This is a genomic window from Caulobacter sp. CCG-8, from assembly GCF_037402475.1.
Taxonomy (GTDB): Bacteria; Pseudomonadota; Alphaproteobacteria; order Caulobacterales; family Caulobacteraceae; genus Caulobacter.
This window is the reverse complement of record NZ_JBBEUD010000009.1, coordinates 1-15,303: the sequence shown is the minus strand read 5'-3', so window position 1 is coordinate 15,303 and position 15,303 is coordinate 1. Positions and strand designations below refer to the sequence as shown.

The 15,303-nt window shown below is 69.6% G+C and carries 9 protein-coding genes; 7 read left to right on the top strand and 2 right to left on the bottom strand.

All coding sequences use genetic code 11. The features are described 5' to 3' along the window. Positions 1-130 precede the first annotated feature (130 nt). The 3 genes from WAE60_RS10405 (at position 131) to WAE60_RS10395 (ending at position 4,612) form a co-directional block, all read left to right on the top strand. The gene (locus WAE60_RS10405; protein WP_337686208.1) at positions 131-2,089 is read left to right on the top strand and encodes a response regulator; all 1,959 of its coding nucleotides are present in this window, start codon (positions 131-133) and stop codon (positions 2,087-2,089) included. Between the two features lie 168 nt (positions 2,090-2,257). Further along, the gene (locus WAE60_RS10400) at positions 2,258-3,493 is read left to right on the top strand and encodes a TetR/AcrR family transcriptional regulator (protein WP_337686207.1); all 1,236 of its coding nucleotides are present in this window, start codon (positions 2,258-2,260) and stop codon (positions 3,491-3,493) included. Positions 3,494-3,565: 72 nt separating this feature from the next. Continuing rightward, positions 3,566-4,612 (top strand): hypothetical protein, encoded by a 1,047-nt coding sequence (locus WAE60_RS10395; RefSeq protein ID WP_337686204.1) that lies wholly within the window; start codon positions 3,566-3,568, stop codon positions 4,610-4,612. Positions 4,613-4,655: 43 nt separating this feature from the next. On the opposite strand, the gene WAE60_RS10390 is transcribed toward WAE60_RS10395, so the two are convergent. Continuing rightward, the gene (locus WAE60_RS10390) at positions 4,656-7,661 is read right to left on the bottom strand and encodes a TonB-dependent receptor (protein ID WP_337686203.1); all 3,006 of its coding nucleotides are present in this window, start codon (positions 7,659-7,661) and stop codon (positions 4,656-4,658) included. Positions 7,662-8,426: 765 nt separating this feature from the next. Between WAE60_RS10390 and WAE60_RS10385 the strand changes: the two genes are divergently transcribed. The 4 genes from WAE60_RS10385 to WAE60_RS10370 all read left to right on the top strand — a co-directional run bounded on the left by WAE60_RS10385 (position 8,427) and on the right by WAE60_RS10370 (position 14,611). Beyond that, the gene (locus WAE60_RS10385; RefSeq protein WP_337686201.1) at positions 8,427-8,837 is read left to right on the top strand and encodes a MarR family winged helix-turn-helix transcriptional regulator; all 411 of its coding nucleotides are present in this window, start codon (positions 8,427-8,429) and stop codon (positions 8,835-8,837) included. A 61-nt stretch (positions 8,838-8,898) separates the two neighbouring features. After that, a complete protein-coding gene (locus WAE60_RS10380) occupies positions 8,899-10,419 on the top strand; it encodes a TolC family protein (protein ID WP_337686200.1) in 1,521 nt (506 codons plus the stop codon). Beyond that, positions 10,416-11,492, top strand: coding sequence for an efflux RND transporter periplasmic adaptor subunit (locus tag WAE60_RS10375; RefSeq protein WP_051695817.1), 1,077 nt, complete (start codon positions 10,416-10,418; stop codon positions 11,490-11,492). The genes WAE60_RS10380 and WAE60_RS10375 overlap by 4 nt, the downstream gene beginning before the upstream one ends. After that, positions 11,492-14,611, top strand: a complete 3,120-nt coding sequence (locus tag WAE60_RS10370; protein WP_337686196.1) for an efflux RND transporter permease subunit — start codon at positions 11,492-11,494, stop codon at positions 14,609-14,611. The genes WAE60_RS10375 and WAE60_RS10370 overlap by 1 nt, the downstream gene beginning before the upstream one ends. Before the next feature lie 48 nt (positions 14,612-14,659). Here WAE60_RS10370 and WAE60_RS10365 read toward each other — a convergent pair whose 3' ends face one another. Beyond that, positions 14,660-15,154 (bottom strand): nuclease, encoded by a 495-nt coding sequence (locus WAE60_RS10365; protein ID WP_029914524.1) that lies wholly within the window; start codon positions 15,152-15,154, stop codon positions 14,660-14,662. Positions 15,155-15,303: the final 149 nt, after the last annotated feature.

Below are 15,303 nucleotides of genomic sequence, written 5' to 3'. Positions count from 1 at the left end.
CTGCGACGGACCGCCCGGACGATCGCGGGCGGGCGGCGTGCTTTTTCATTGGCGCGATCGAAGAGGCGGTACGTCGAAACCCGCCCTTTACCCGTTCGTGCGCATATCGATTGAAAACTAGGGAACGGGGATGGGCAAGCACTTGCGCGACGAGACCCCCGGCGGCCTCAGTATCGAGCAGGCCGCCGCCGACTGGTTCTTCGAGACCAGCCTCGACATGTTCGTGGTGCTGGAGGACGACGCGATCGTCCGCGTCAATCCGGCCTGGACCACCCTGACCGGCTGGACGCCCGACGAGACCCTGGGCCGCCCGATCCGCGACTTCTTCCACCTGCACGACACCGACACCATCCGCGGCATCGGCGCCACCCTGCGCGCCGAGGGCGAGGCCCGCTCCGAGCACCGCCTGGCCCGCAAGGGCGGCGGCTGGCTGTGGGTCCGCTCGCAGTCCAAGCTGCTGCCCGAGGCGTTCGGGCGCGAGGCGCTGCTGATCGTCTTCCAGGACTTCACCGAGGATCGCGCCCGCCGGATCGAGCGCCAGCAGTCCGAGCGCGCCAACGAGCTGCTGCGCAACACGGCGGGCGTCTATGTCTGGCGGTTCGACCCGCGCAAGGGCGTCTACATCTTCGAGCAGGACATCCCCACGCCCTCCTCGCCCCAGGGCGGGGTCCGGATCATGACGGTCCAGGAGATGACCGCCTCGACCCATCCCGAAGAGCGTCAGGCCGTCTGGGAAGCCTTCAGCCGGACCCTGGCCACGGGCGACCACCACATCCAGACCTATCGCTACCTCGATCCCTCCAGCCAGTCCTGGATCTGGATGCGAGCCGCCTGGCGCGGCGTGCGCGGCTCCAGCGCCAAGGCCTGGGACGTGATCGGCATCAGCCAGGACGTCACCGAGCTGGTGGCCACCCGAGACGCCGCCCTCGGCGCGGCCGAGGCCAAGTCGCAGTTCCTGGCCAATATGAGCCACGAGATCCGCACCCCAATGAACGGGGTGCTGGGCGTGATGCACCTGCTCAAGCGCGAGAAGCTGTCGGACGACGGCCGCCAGCTGCTGACCGAGGCCCTGGGCTGCGGCGCCATGCTGTCGGAGCTGCTGAACGACATCATCGACTTCTCGAAGATCGAGGCCGGCAAGCTGGAGCTGAATCCCGAGCCGATCGACCCGGCCGCCCTGCTGCGAAGCGTCGCCGACCTGCTGCGTCCCCAGGCCAAGCAGAAGGGCCTGAGCCTGACCGTCACGGTCGATCCCGGCATCGGCTGGGTCGGCGCCGATCCCCTCAGGCTGCGCCAGGGCCTGTTCAACCTGCTGGGCAACGCCGTGAAGTTCACGCTGGAGGGCGGCGTCGAGGCGCGCCTGACCACCGCCGGTCCGCCCGGCGCGCGGCGCCTGCGTTTCGAGATCCAGGACAGCGGCGTGGGCGTCGACCAGGCAACGGCCGAGGGCCTGTTCCAGCGCTTCAGCCAGGCCGACGGCTCGACCACCCGCCGCTTCGGCGGCGCGGGCCTGGGCCTGGCCATCACCCGGCGCCTGGCCATTCTGATGGGCGGCGACGTCGGCTTCACCAGCCCGCCGGAGGGCGGCTCGCTGTTCTGGCTGGAGATCGCCGCCCCGCCCGCCTCCGAGGCCGCCGCGCCGATCGAGGCCGACACCGGCCTGCTGGCCGGCCTGCGCGTGCTGATCGTCGAGGACAACGCCACCAATCGCCTGATCGCCGGCCGGCTGCTGGAGGCCATGGGCGCGGTCGTCGAGACCGCCGAGGACGGCGTCCTGGGCGTCGAGGCCGTCGAACGCGGCGGTCCCGGCTACGACCTGATCTTCATGGACATCCAGATGCCGGGCATGGACGGTGTCGAGGCCACGCGGCGCATCCGCGCCCTGGGCGGCGAGGCGGGCGCGACCCCGATCATCGCCATGACCGCCAACGCCCTGGCCCACCAGCAGGCGTCCTATCTCGCCGCCGGCATGGACGGCGCGGTGGCCAAGCCCCTGTCGCCCGCCGCCCTGGTCCAGGCCATCGCCGCCGTGCTCGGCCAGACCGACCGCGAAGAGGCCCTCCCGGAGCGGACTCCCCTGGCGTCCTAGACCTTCGAACCACCTCGCCGCCTCAATCCTGCAACACGGGCGCAAGATTCCGCGCCCACGAAAGCGGCGCCGAAGCGAGTCGCGCGCCTTGTCGTGAAGTCAGGGCTTCCTAAATTGGACCAGCGGGTCCAAGGGACGCGCGCGAGGCCGCGAACTAGGGGGCGACACATGGACGACGGCCGGATCGCGAGCCCCGCCACCGAGCGGTACGCGAAGAAGAAAGAGGCGATCCTCGCCGCCGCGACCGCCATCCTGAACCGTCAGGGCGTCAAGGGCATGACCCTGGCCGACGTGGCGGCCAAGGTCGGGCTGATCACCACCAGCGTCACCTACTACTACCGCAAGAAGGACGACCTGGCGGCCGCCTGCTTCATGCGCGGCCTGGAGCGGTTCGACGCCCTGGTGACCGAAGCGGCCAAGGCGCCCGACGCCCCCGGCCGGCTGCTGAAGTTCCTCGACCTCTATCTGGACCTGAACCGTCGGGTGCGCCTGGGCGAGGCCGCGCCCCTGACCAGCTTCACCGAGATGCGGGCCCTGAAGGAGCCGCTGCGCGGTTCGGTGCAGGGCGCGTTCAACGACCTCTTCCGCCGGGTTCGCGGCTTCTTCGAGGGGCCCGAGTTCGACCATCTGGACAAGCGCGACCGCAACGCCCGCACCCACCTGCTGCTCGAGCAGGTGTTCTGGTCGGGTTCGTGGCTGCGTCGCTACGACGTCGACGACTACGGCCGCGTGCGCGACAAGATGTACGACATCCTGGTCAACGGCCTAGCGCCGAAAGGCTCGACCCAAGCCTGGGCGCCGCTGACCCTGCCCGATCCGACGCCGCAATCGCCCGAGGGCCAGGAATGGCGCGAGACCTTCCTGGTCGCCGCCACCCGCCTGATCAACCAGCGCGGCTATCGCGGCGCCTCGGTCGAGGACATCTCGGCCCAGCTGAACGTCACCAAGGGCTCGTTCTACCACCACCACGAGGACAAGGACGCCCTGGTGGTCGAATGCTTCGAGCGCACCTTCGCCGTCACCCGCAAGGCCCAGATCGACGCCCGCGACCTGGCCAAGGACAGCTGGCAGCAGCTGTCGTCGGCGACCGCCGCCCTGGTCGCCTACCAGCTGTCGGACCACGGCCCGCTGCTGCGCGCCTCGTCGATGGGCGCCCTGCCGATCGAGATCCGCACCGAGATGGCCCAGGGCTACGCCCGCGGCTCCGAACGTTTCGCGGCGATCATCTCGGACGGCGTGGCCGAAGGCTCGGTGCGGGCGGTCGATCCGATGATCGCGGCCCACATGATCAATTCGATGCTCAACGCCGCCGCCTCGCTGGGCATCTGGGTCCCCGGGCTGGAGCGCGAGGAAGCGGCCCGGCTGTTCGCCCGGCCGCTGCTGACGGGGCTGTTCACGCGCTAGGCCGCGCCACGACTTTTCATTGCCGTAATTTCCAGCTCAACTCGCGGCCGTGGTCGGACGGGGTGAGCGGTCATGCACAGGCGGGACCTGGTTCAGGGGATCTTCGGCGCCGCCGCGATCCTGGTGGTCGGTGGCCGCGCGAGGGCCCTGGCGCGGGACGAGTACGGACCCGAGCCGCAGGTCATGACCGTCCGAGGCCAGATGCACGCCGACCAGATGGGCGTCACGCTCGTGCATGAACACATCCTGGCGAATTTCCAGACCTATGCCGAGTGGGCCAAGGCGCCCCTGCCCTATGACCGCGACGAGGTGGTGAAGGTCGTCCTGCCTCGCCTGCTCGGCCTCAAGGCGCGCGGCTGCCGGACCTTCGTCGACGCCACGGCGGCCTATCTGGGTCGCGACCCGATCCTGCTGGAGCGCCTGGCGCGGGAGAGCGGGCTCAACATCCTGACGGTCACGGGCAACTACGCCGCCTTCGACAACACCCACCTGCCGCCCTGGGTGTTCACCGACACCGCCGAGGCCCTGGCCGAGCGCTGGGTGCTGGAATGGAAGGACGGGATCGACGGCACCCGTGTCCGGCCGGGCTTCATCAAGCTGGGCTTCAACGGCGGTCCGCTCAGCGAGGTCGAGCGCAAGCTGATCCGCGCCGGCGCCATCGCTCACAAACGGACGGGCCTGACGATCGGCGCCCATACCGGTCCGGCCGTTTCGGCGTTCGAGCAGCTGGAGGTCCTGGAGAAGGAAGGCGTGCACCCGTCCGCCTGGATCTGGATCCACGCCCAGAACGAGCCGGACGTCACGCGGCATATCGCGGCGGCGCGGCGCCAGGCCTGGGTGGAGTTCGACGGGATCGACGCCAAGTCGATGGACCAGCACGTCGGCCTGGTGACCCGCCTGCGGGACGAAGGCCTGCTGAACCGCGTGCTCATCTCGCAGGACGCGGGTTGGTACAATGTCGGCCAAGCTGGAGGCGGTCAGGCCCGCAGCTACGAGCTGATCTTCACCCAATTCCTGCCGGCGCTTCGGGCCAAGGGCTTCACCCCGGCGGAGATCAACACGCTGATGGTCGCCAATCCGGCGGAGGCCTTCGCGATCCGACAACGCGGGACGGCGTGATCGAGAAGAGGGGCGGCCTGAGCCGCCCCTCCCGCCGACGGCTCTAGAACTTCTTCTTGATGCCGAACTTGTAGGTCCGGCCCAGCGGGTCGCCCGTGAACGGGTCGTACCCGAGGTCCAGGCGGGCGTACGAGGGATCCTGGTCGAAGATGTTGGTGATCGTCGCCGACAGGGTGGTGTCCCAGGGCAGGAACACCCGATACGAGATGTCGGTCAGGATCTGCTTGTCGATCTTCTTGCCGGCCGCCACCTGCACCGGCGCGCCGGTGGAGTCCTTGTAGGCCCCGGCCGCGAACGGCGCGGTGCGTTGATCGACATAGCTGTCGATGTAGTGGACCGTCAGACGCACGTTGTGCGGCCCCCGGGTCCACTCGCCGAAGGCGTCGCCCTTCCACTGCGGGATCGGCACGGCGATGGTCTGGTAGTTCAGCTGGCCTACGGCGTCGAACGCGGGGGTGACCACCACGCCTTCCACCGTCTGGGCGTCGATCTTGTATTCGGAGATCCAGGTGGCGTTGGCGCCCAGGCGCAGATCGCCGCCGATCACGTCCTCGAAGATGTAGTCGGCCGAGAAGTCGACGCCCGAATTCTTGATCGACGGTCCATTGACGTAATAGGTCTTCAGGCGGGCCAGCGACGAGATCGTGCTGCAGCCGGTGGTGAAGGTGAACCGGGCCTGCAGGGCCGCATAGGCGGGGTTGCCGCAGTTGTTGGCCCCGGTCGCGCCGTTCGGATAGAGGGCGTTGACCATCCCGCCCACCGGCTCGGCCACGATCGGCTTGTCGAAGTCGAACTGGAAGTAGTCGATGCTGGCCTTGAAGTTGCCGGCGTTGAACAGGACGCCGGCGTTGAAGGTGTCGGCCTTTTCCGGCTGCAGGTTGGGATTGCCGTAGATGTCGACGGCGCGGAACACGCCCAGGATGCTCTGCAGCGAGGTGACCGACGAGGTGACCAGTTGCGGATCGGGCGGACCGCGGAACGTCGAGCCCGCCGAGCCGCGCAGCGCCATCCAGGGCGTGGCCTGCCAACGGAGCGCGACCTTGGGATTGAAGGTCGAGCCCGTCGGGCCGCCGTAGTCTTCGTAGCGGGCCGCCAGCTGCATCTGCAGGTCCTCGGTGATCGGCACCGACAGCTCGCCGAAGCCGGCCATGACGTCGCTCTGCTTGTCGGCCGGGGTGTTCACGCCCAGGAACATGAACGGCCCGTTGCGGACCGAGCCGGTGCAGTTGGTCACCCCGTAGTCCGGCGTGTTGACGCACGGATTGATCAGGGCGTTGGAGATGTCGTTGTAGTCGGACTTGAAGTAGGTCAGGCGGTACTGCACCCCGGCGGCCCAGGCGATGTCGCCGCCCGGCAGGGTGATGTTGGTCTTGCCGTTCAGCACCGCCTCGCCGACGAACAGGCGCGAGGCCTGCTTGGTGGTCAGCTTCTGGAAGAACCAGCGCGTGACCTCCTCGCTGTTGGCCAGGTTGGCGTTGTAGCCCGCATTGGCCACGCCGGTGATGGCGTTGCCGGGGATGGCGTTGGCGAACGGGTTGTAGAACAGGCAGCCGCTGACGCCAGGCACGCCCTGGATGCCGGGGGTGGCCGGGTCGGTGTCGCAGCGCGGACCGCCCAGGCCGCGCAGGGCCAGCTGGAAGCGGTTGACCAGCGTGTCGTAGCCGGTCCGGATGCCCACCTCCTGGGAATAGGTCAGGGCCAGGTCCCAGCCGATGCCGTTGTCGAACTCGCCCGACAGGTCGCCCGACACGCGATAGGCGTTGTAGGACCGCGCGCCGATCGAGGGGCCGTAGCCGAAGGCCGGATTGCCGCCCAGGCCGTAGGGCCGGTTGGCCGCGTTGATCGCCCCGCCCGCCAGGATCGCCGACGGCACCGTGGTCTGGGCCCCGGTCACCAGGCTGGTGGTGACGATGGTGGGGTTGGCGGCCATGAAGGCGATCAGGCCGGGGTTGTTGGCCGGCACGTAGTAGCGTCCGACCAGCGACGGCGCGAGCGCGACCTCGGCCGTCGGAACCGCCAGGGCGGCGTAGGACGGCGAGGTGTTCCAGTCGGGGACGTCGGTGTGGCTGACCAGGGCCTCCATGTGGAACTTGGTCTTGTCCGACAGGTCGGCGTTGATCTCGCCATAGGCCTGGAGCGCGTCCTGTTTCTCGACCAGGTTGTCGAACGGCGTGTAGTGCCAGTAGCAGACCGGCGTCAGGCCGCTGAAGCCGGCGTAGCCGCCCAGGGACGAGCAGCTGGGATCGCGGAAGCCCGTGGTCGAGGCCGCGGCCGGGATGAAGGTCGAGGGGTTGCCCGCCGCCGACCAGCCCGCCTCGGGGTTGTCCAGATAGGGCTTGTTGGCCCAGTCGCGGTCGGCGACCGTCAGCTTCGAGCGATGCTGCCAGCCGATGCTGGCCAGCAGGTTGGCGCGGTCCCAGACCTTGCCGTAGGTGACGTTCAGGCCGTAGTCGCCCTTCGAGCCGTCGATGAACCGGTAGTCGGCCCCGGCCTCAAGGCCGTTGAAGTTCTTGCGGGTGATGAAGTTGACGACGCCGGCGATGGCGTCCGAGCCGTAGGTCGCCGCGGCCCCGTCCTTCAGCACCTCGATCCGGCCGATGGCGGCGCCGGGGATGATGTTGGTGTCGACGATGCCCGCCCCGGCCGCGGCCAGCGGGTTGATCGCCAGACGCCGGCCGTTCAGCAGCACCAGGGTGCGCTGCGAGCCCAGGCCGCGCAGGTTGACCGAGCCCGAGCCTTCCGAGCCCTGGGCTCGGGCGTCGAACTGATTGGTGTCGCCCAGCACGCCGTTCGAGACCGGCAGGGCCTTGAGCATCTCCACCGTCGAGGGCGAGCCCTGCTTCTGCAGGTCCTCGACGCCGATCACGTCGACCGGCAGCGAGGCGTCCTCGGGCGTGCCCTTGATGAACGAACCGGTGACGATGACCTCTTCCACCATGACCGGTCCCTGGTCGTTCGAGGGTCTGGTCTGGGCGTGGGCGGCGCCGGCCCCCATGCCCAAGACAAGTGTCAGGGCCGAGGCCCCGCGCAGGAACATCGCTTTCTTCATGGTCTTCCCTCCCGAGCTGCTTTTTTTGAACGCAGGTCTTTTGGGCTTCGGGAAACCTAGTCGGCGGCGCGTCTCGCGCGTCGCCCGGCGCTCGCGGCGGCCTTCGCCCCCACGTCGTCGCGGGGACGCGTTTCGAAAATTGAAGATGCGTATTCGCGCGCCGACAACTCTGGGGTCCCCCTGGGCCGGATACTGGAAACGCTTGACTGAAAGCCCGCAATTCCGCGCGGGCGGAAGCTCGACCGTGAAGTCGAACATCTGTTTCGATGATGCGGTATGTTTTGACGCCACGTCAACCGCGCATCGGCGCCGCCCCTTCGAACACGCGGCACGGCCCAGCTGGAACCGGTCGGCGAAATAATCGCCGCGCCGTGTCGCAAAGCTGCGCCTTCGTTCGTCATCTCCAGGAAGGACCGATGCGCGACCGCCGGATGGGGGCCCTGCATCCCCCGGCGCCGGCAGGAGAAAAAAGCGATGACGTCCCGCCCTTTCATCCCGCCGCCCTCGTCCCCAATTGAACGAACGACGGTCGTTCGCGTTAGTCCCGCGCTCGGCTTCTTGGGGATCTGGCCATGATTGTCCTGGCGGCCGAGCGAGCGGCCCACGCATTGCGGCCGATCATATCGCTAAGCGATTTGACTATTAAATCACTTAACAATATGGATCGCCTCCATGACGACAGGCGATCCCGGTTCGACGAAAGGCGTATGGCGCACCTCACACGTGCCCCGCGACCCCATCGGTCAGCGCCTGAAGACCATCTCGATGCTGACGCGCCAAATCGGCCGCAAGATCGGCGAAAGCCTGGGCGTCAACGTCACCGACATGGCCGCCCTGGAGCAGCTGCTGAACAACGGCCCGATGACGCCCGGCCAGCTGGCCGGGCACCTGAAGGTGACGACCGCCGCCGCCACCCAGATCGTCGACCGCCTGGAACGGGCCGGCCACGTCGCCCGCGAACGACGAGCCCACGACCGGCGCAAGGTCTGCATCGTACCCGTGGAGGCCTCGGTCGAACGGGCCTTCGCCCAGCTGGCGCCGATGCTGGACGGCCTGGACGGCGTCATCGCCGGCCTCTCCCCGGGCGAGCGCCATGTCATCGAGCGCTTCCTGGACCAGGTCGCTGACGTCTACGGCGCCATCGCCACCCCGTCCGCTTCCGAGACCCCTTGTTGAGATCACGCCGACCGTCCTCCCCCTTCGGTCCCGCTTCAGGTGAGAGTTGATGAGTGAAATCATGACCGGAGAGCGCCAGCGCCCTCGGCCATTCCGATCCGGAGCCTCGCTTCTGGCGCTGAGCCTGGCGGGTCTGGCTTTGGCCGGCTGCGTGAACACCCCGCGCCCGACGCCCGACACCCGCCTGCCGGCCGCCTACGAGGCGCCTGCCGGTGCGGCCCAGGCCGACCTGGACCACTGGTGGACCAGCTTCAACGACCCCCAGCTGACTGGCCTGATCGAGACGGCGCTGGAGAAGGCCCCCGACGCCCGCACCGCCTCGGCGCGGCTGGACGAGGCGCGCGCCGTCCGCAAGGGCCAGGTGCGCCAGATCTGGATCCCGGGCACACCGCTGACCGGCAGCGCCGGCAAGACCCACACCGAGATCCTCGACAGCAGCGGCGCCGCCGGCTTCACCCAGGGCGGCGACAGCGAGAACTACGCCGCCAATTTCGACGTGTCGTGGGAGCTGGACCTGTTCGGCCGCAAGCGCGCCGGCATGCGCATCGTCGACAACGACTTCGCCGCCGCCCGCTTCGCCTACGAGGGCGCCCGCGCCTCGCTGGCCGCCAATGTCGCCCAGTCCTACTTCCAGGCGCGCGGCCTGGCCGTCCAGCTGGACGACGCCCGCCAGACCGAGCGCATCAACGCCTCGCTGCGCGACTTCGCGGTCAAGAAGGCCAACGCCGGCCTGATCGCCACGTCGGAAGCCGACCGCGCCGAGTCCGACCTGGCCTCGACCCAGGCCCGGGTCTCCAACCTGGAGGCCCAGCTGGACTCGGCCCGGCGCAGCCTGCTGATCCTGATCGGGCGTGGAACCGATCCGCTGGCCAGCCTGCCGGTGGACGCCCGCCTGGACCTGGCCCCGCCGGTCCCCGCCACCATCCCGGGCGAGCTGCTGGGCCGCCGTCCCGACGTCCGCGAAGCCCAGGCCCGCCTGGCCTCGGCCTCCGGCACGCTGAAGATCGACGAACTGGCCTTGCTGCCGACCTTCAACATCACGCCGGGCGTGGGCCTGACCAAGAGCGTCCAGCCCTCGTTTCCGTTCGCGGGCGGCGGCGGCGGCAAGACCTCGACCACCAGCTCGGCCTGGACCATAGGGGCCAACGTCTCGATCCCCGTGCTGAACATCCCCGCCCTGCTGGCCGACATCGACGCCCAGAACGCCCGCACCCAGCAGGCGGCGATCGCCTTCGAGAAGTCGATCCAGACCGCCTATGGCGAGGCCGAGAACGCCATGCTGCAATTGGCCGCCGACCAGCGCCGCGTGGCGGTGCTGACCGCCGGCGAGGCGCGGGCCGAACGCGCCTATCAGGCCAACCGCAAGGGCTACGGCCTGGGCCTGATCGACCTGACCACCACCCTGCAGGCCGAGCAGTCCTGGCGCCTGTCGCGCACGGCCCTGACCGACGCGCGCACCGACGCCCTGCTGCACGCCGTCCAGACCTACAAGGCCCTGGGCGGCGGCTGGACGCCCGACGCCGTCGTGTCCGCCCAGAACAGTCCCCAGAACACCACCCCGACCCAAGTCTCCGCCAAATGAGCCCCTCCCCCATGACGACCCGCACCGCGCTCGCCGCCATGATCCTGATCGCCGCGACGGGCCTGAGCGCCTGCGGCGAGAAGAAGGACAAAGCCGCTCCGAAAGCCCCCGCCGCCGCGGCCCGCGCCGTCAGCGTCGGCTCGGTCGAGACCCGGCCGCTGGGCGGCGGGGTCGAGGCCTCGGGCCTGCTGGTCTCGCGCGAGGAGGCCGCCGTCGGCTCCGAGCTTTCCGGCTACCGCGTCGCCCGCCTCTACGCCGACGAGGGCGACTATGTCCGCGCCGGCCAACCTCTGGCCCAGCTGGACGACACCCTGCTGCGGGCCCAGGTCGACCAGCAGGCCGCCGTCACCGCCCAGGCCGACGCCGAGGCCCGGCGCGTCTCGGGCCTGGACGGCCAGGGCGTGCTCAGCCAGGAGCAGATCGAGACCCGCCGCTACCAGGCCAAGGCCCAGGAAGCGGCCCTGAAGGAGCTGCGCACCCGCGTCTCGCGCATGACCATCACCGCGCCCGTCAGCGGCCTGGTCCTGCAGCGCGGCGTCCAGCCGGGCCAGATCGCCGGTGGCGGGACCACGCCCTGGTTCACCATCGCCCGCGACGGCCTGGTCGAGCTGGACGCCGAAGTCAACGAGGCCGACCTGGCGGGCATCCGCGCCGGCCAGCCGGTCCAGGTCAGTCTGCCCAGCGGCCAGGCCGTGTCCGGCGTCGTGCGCCTGGTCAGCCCCCGGGTCGATAGCGCCAGCCGCCTGGGCAAGGTGCGCGTGCGCCTGCCCGTCCGGCCCGACCTGCGCCCCGGCGGCTTCGGCCGCGCCACCTTCGGCGCCTCGGGCGCGTCGGTGACCGCCGTCCCCGAGTCCGCCATCCGCTACGAGGCCGACGGCCTGTACGTCATGACCGTGGACAGCAACAACAAGGCCCATCAGGTCGCCATCAAGGTCGGCCAGAAGGGCGGCGGCTGGGCCCAGCTGGTCCAGGGCCCGCCGGCCGGGACCCGAATCGTGCTGGGCGGCGCCTCGTTCGTCACCGACGGCGACGTCATCCGTCCCGCGGCCACCACTCAGCAGGCGGCGCGCTGATGGCCGACGAACACAAGACAGGCGAACTCCGCGTCTCGGCCTGGGCGATCAAGAACCCGATCCCCGTCGCGGTCCTGTTCATCGCCCTGATCATCGCCGGCGTCGGCTGCTATCTGGGCCTGCCCATCAAGCAGTTCCCGAACGTCGAGTTCCCGGCCGTGACCGTGACGGTCACCCAGAGCGGCGCCGCGCCCGGCGAGATGGAGACCCAGGTCACCCGCCCCATCGAGGACGCGGTGGCCAGCATCTCCAACGTCAAGACCATCAGGTCTTCCGTGGTCCAGGGCGCCTCGACCACGACGATCGAGTTCAACCTCGGCGAGGACCTGCAGAAGGTCACCGACGAGGTGCGTTCCAAGGTCGACCAGACCCGCTCGCTGCTGCCCCGCGAGGTGGACGAGCCGATCGTCCAGCGCCTGGAGATCACCAGCGCCCCGATCATCACCTACGCCGTCTCGGCCCCGGGCATGAGCGCGACCGAGCTGTCGTGGTTCATCGACGACACCGTCACCCGCGCCCTGCAGGGCGAGAAGGGCGTGGCCCAGGTGGCCCGGGTCGGCGGCGTGGATCGAGAGATCAACGTCATCATCGATCCCGACCGCATGGCCAGCTTCGGCGTCACCGCGCCCCAGCTGAACCAGGCCCTGGCCAGTTTCAGCGTCGACGCCCCCGGCGGCCGCGCCAAGATCGGCGGCCGCGAGCAGACTCTGCGCGTGCTGGGCGCGGCCACCACGGTCGAGCAGCTGCGCGCCATCACCATCCCGGTGGCCGGCGGCCGCTATGTGAAGCTGACCGACGTCGCCCAGGTCGGCCAGGGCTCGGAAGAGGAGCGCGGCTTCGCCCGCCTCGACGGCAAGCCCGTGGTCGCCTTCCAGGTGATGAAGACCCGCGACTCCAGCGACGTGGCCGTCGAGGACCGCGTGAAGAAGGCCGTGGACGCCCTGGAGGCCAAGCAGCCGGGCGTGACGTTCGTGAAGATCTTCTCGACCGTCGACGAGACCCGCGCCAGCTTCGCGGCCACCGAGCACACCCTGCTGGAAGGCATGCTGCTGGCCTCGCTGGTGGTGTTCCTGTTCCTGCGCGAATGGCGGGCCACCCTGATCACCGCCATCGCCATGCCGGTGTCGCTGATCCCCACCTTCGCCTTCATGTCGATCATGGGCTTCTCGCTCAATGTCGTGACCCTGCTGGCCCTGACCCTGGTCATCGGCATCCTGGTCGACGACGCCGTGGTCGAGATCGAGAACATCGAGAAACGCGTCGCGCGCGGCCAGAGGCCGTTCATGGCGGCGATGGAGGGGGCCGACGCCATCGGCCTGGCGGTCGTGGCCACCACCTTCACCATCGTGGCGGTGTTCGTGCCCGTCTCGTACATGCCCGGCACGCCCGGCCAGTTCTTCAAGGAATTCGGCCTGACCGTCGCCGTGGCCGTGCTGTTCTCGCTGGTGGTCGCCCGCCTGCTGACGCCGCTGTTGGCCGCCTACTTCCTCAAGCCCTCCAAGGACCCGCACCCGCGGCGCGACTTCCAGGGCTTCTATCGCGGCGTGCTGGACTGGTCGCTGGATCACCGCTTCCTCAGCATCATCATCGGCACGGTGATCCTGATCGGCTCGTTCGCCCTGGCCGCCTTCCTGCCCACGGCCTTCCAGCCGGCCGGCAACGCCAACTACTACTACCTGAAGGTCCAGGGCCCGCCCGGGGCGACCACGGCCGACATGGACCGCACCGTCCAGGCGGTGACCACCATGTTCCGCAAGCGTCCCGAGACCGCCCACGTCTTCGCCCAGGTCGGGTCGAACATCGGCAGCGGCTGGGGCGGCCAGAGCGGGGCCGACATCCGCGACGCCACGGTCACCATCGTGCTGAACGGCAAGCGCGACATGACGGTGACCGAAATCAAGCAGGCGGTGCGCAACGGCCTGCACGACATCCCCGACGCCCGGGTCAACCTGCTGGGCGACTGGGGCACGTCGGAGGTCCAGACCATCCTGATCTCGGACGACGGCCCGCTGCTGGAGCGCACCGCCGCCCAGATCGAGCGCGAGATGCAAGGCCTGGCCACCGTGGCCGATCCGCGCCCCTCCTCGCCGCCCAGCGGTCCGGAGATCGTCATCCGGCCCAAGCCCGACGAGGCCGCCCGCCTGGGCGTCAGCGCCGCCGACATCGCCGCCATCGCCCGCGTGGCCACGGTGGGCGACATCGACGCCAACGTCGCCAAGATGACCCAGGGCGAGCGGCGGATCCCGATCCGCGTGCGCCTGCCGGCCGAGACCCGCGCCGACCTCGACGCCCTGGGCGCCCTGCGCATCCCCACGGCCAGCGGCGGCACCACCCGGCTCGACACCGTGGCCGACCTGTCGTTCCAGGCCGGTCCGGCCAAGATCGACCGCTTCGCCCGCAAGCGTCAGGTGACCATCGAGGCCGACCTGGCCAACGGCGCCCAGCTGGGCCAGGCGATGGGCGACGTGGGCAAGCTGCCGACCATGAAGCACCTGCCCGCCAGCGTGGGCCCGGCCACGGCCGGCGACCAGGAGGCGTTCGTCGAGCTGTTCACCGGCTTCGCCGTCGCCCTGCTCTCGGCCGTGGGGCTGGTGTTCGGCGTGCTGGTCCTGCTGTTCCGCAGCTTCTTCAAGCCGATCACCATCCTGTCGGCCCTGCCCCTGGCGATCGGCGGCGCGTTCTTCGCCCTGCTGGTCACCGGCCAGTCGCTGTCGATGCCGTCGCTGATCGGCTTCCTGATGCTGATGGGCCTGGCGGCCAAGAACTCGATCCTGCTGGTCGAGTACGCCATCGAGCAGGAGCGGGCCGGCATGAGCCAGCGCGAGGCCATCCTCGACGCCTGCCACGAGCGGGCCCGGCCGATCATCATGACCACCCTGGCCATGATGGCCGGCATGCTGCCGACGGCGTTGGGCATCGGCACCGGTTCGGAGTTCCGCCAGCCGATGGCCGTGGCGGTGATCGGCGGGCTGATCACCTCGACCGTGCTGTCCCTGGTGCTGGTGCCGGTGGTCTACGAGATCGTCGACGACATCGAGCGCTGGCTGACCCCCAAGCTCTCGCGCATGACCACCCCGCGCGAGGCCGAGGGGACGCTGTCGCCGGTCGATCGTCTGTGATGAAGCCGGCGTCGTCCGTCCGTTCGTGACGGACGGCGCCGAGCCGTCCTAGCGCTTGCTGTCGTCCAGCAGCGAGCCCACCACCGGGGCGTCCGGGGCCTTGGCGCTGATCGGCTCGCACCAGGGGAAGCGGCTGTCGCGGCCGGTGCTGCGCCGGCTGGCCAGGCCGGTCTCGAACATCAGCTGGCCTAGGTCCACGCCGTCCAGCTGGACCACGGCCAGCTCGCGATGGAACTCGTCGAAGCCGCCGGTCGGCTGGACGGTCACGTCGCGCGCCTCGTGCATGCGCTGGCGCACCCACTGCGTGGCCTGCTTGGCGGCGGCGGCCTCGGCCCAGCACCGGGCGTCGGGTACGCCCTGGGGCGCATAGGCGTTGGCCAGGCGCACGTGCTTGCCGTCGATGACCAGGGCGTCGGCGCTGAGCACCCGCACGCGATCACCCAGCCCGGGCGGGACGTCGAGCGTGGACGGCGGATCGGGCGTCTTCTGGCAGGCGGTCGTCAGGACGGCCAGGGCCAGCACGATATGGCGTTTGCGGATCAAGAGCTCACCCCGAATTCGGACACCAGGATAACGTGTTCGTCCGGAGCCGTGAACCGGTGAAGGCCCTCCTCGGGTGAGCCACCAAAGCAAAAGGCCCCGGAGTCTCCTCCGGGGCCTTCGCTTAGTCAGCTAGTCGCTGAGATCGGATC

Coding starts and splice junctions, on each gene's coding strand:
- WAE60_RS10370 (WP_337686196.1), top strand. CDS start 11,492: ATGGCCGACGAACACAAGACAGGCGAACTCCGCGTCTCGGCCTGGGCG.
- WAE60_RS10380 (WP_337686200.1), top strand. CDS start 8,899: ATGACCGGAGAGCGCCAGCGCCCTCGGCCATTCCGATCCGGAGCCTCG.
- WAE60_RS10390 (WP_337686203.1), bottom strand. CDS start 7,661: ATGAAGAAAGCGATGTTCCTGCGCGGGGCCTCGGCCCTGACACTTGTC.
- WAE60_RS10400 (WP_337686207.1), top strand. CDS start 2,258: ATGGACGACGGCCGGATCGCGAGCCCCGCCACCGAGCGGTACGCGAAG.
- WAE60_RS10385 (WP_337686201.1), top strand. CDS start 8,427: ATGCTGACGCGCCAAATCGGCCGCAAGATCGGCGAAAGCCTGGGCGTC.
- WAE60_RS10375 (WP_051695817.1), top strand. CDS start 10,416: ATGAGCCCCTCCCCCATGACGACCCGCACCGCGCTCGCCGCCATGATC.
- WAE60_RS10395 (WP_337686204.1), top strand. CDS start 3,566: ATGCACAGGCGGGACCTGGTTCAGGGGATCTTCGGCGCCGCCGCGATC.
- WAE60_RS10405 (WP_337686208.1), top strand. CDS start 131: ATGGGCAAGCACTTGCGCGACGAGACCCCCGGCGGCCTCAGTATCGAG.